This is a genomic window from Mesorhizobium sp. M5C.F.Ca.IN.020.32.2.1 (assembly GCF_004023105.1).
Classification (GTDB): Bacteria; Pseudomonadota; Alphaproteobacteria; order Rhizobiales; family Rhizobiaceae; genus Mesorhizobium; species Mesorhizobium wenxiniae.
Window position 1 is genome coordinate 1 of record NZ_RZSX01001478.1, and the last position, 773, is coordinate 773.

General features: G+C 62.2%; 1 protein-coding gene and 1 pseudogene. Both read right to left on the reverse strand.

The window, feature by feature from the left end; all coding sequences use genetic code 11:
* A partial coding sequence (locus tag EOA86_RS36915; protein WP_128345854.1) for a TerB family tellurite resistance protein occupies window positions 1–411 on the reverse strand: 411 nt, incomplete at its 3' end.
* 45 nt (window positions 412–456) lie between these two features.
* Window positions 457–773, reverse strand: a pseudogene (locus EOA86_RS39165) (heme biosynthesis protein HemY); the annotation flags it as partial.

A 773-nucleotide genomic window follows, 5' to 3' on the forward strand; every position in this document is an offset into this window, starting at 1 on the left:
GTCGTGGCGTTCGACATCCATCAGCTCGGCGACCCGCCAGACGATATTGTCCTCGAGTTCGTGCAATTCGCCATCGGCATAGACGATCTGCCACATCAGGCCGATGAAGGCTTTTCGCGCGTCCGGATCGAGCTGACGCTTCAAAACACTGGTGAAGGCGTAGAGGTCGATCGCCTCATTGTCGGCCCGCTCGCCGGCAGCGGCAAGCGCGTCGAGCTCGTCGCCGCTGATCGAATAGCTTTCCGCCAGCACCGCCTTGAACCGCTCCCATTCGGCATCCTGACGCACGCCGTCGGCACTCATCACATGGTAGAGAAGGGCGGACGCCGCAATGCGCGGATCATCGGCGTTGTTGCGGGCGCTGCCAGCTGCCGGCAGGTCCTTCAGAAACGACAGAACGCGTTCGAACATGTGATTCCTACTTCCCATCGGCCAAAACTATCAAGCTCAGCCGAATCAAAACAATCGAAACTTGCGTGGTGATTTTTGGTCTTGGTCGTCCGGATCGACGCCGGGATCGTCGGGCAGCCGCGCCAGTTCCTCCGCCGGTTCGACAGCTTCGGCATCCGGTGGCACCGCGGCAAACGCCGTGGCGTTGACCGGCGCAACATCGTCTTCGCCACTTTCCGAGGCCGCCGCGGCGGTCGGTCTTTCGGCCGAACCAGCGGGGTTCAGCTCGATCACATTTTCTTTTGCCGGCTCGATGGGCCCCGCAATCGTCGGCACTGCGGCGTCCGGCGCGTCCTCATCACTGTCGATGAGCTGGCCGAGCC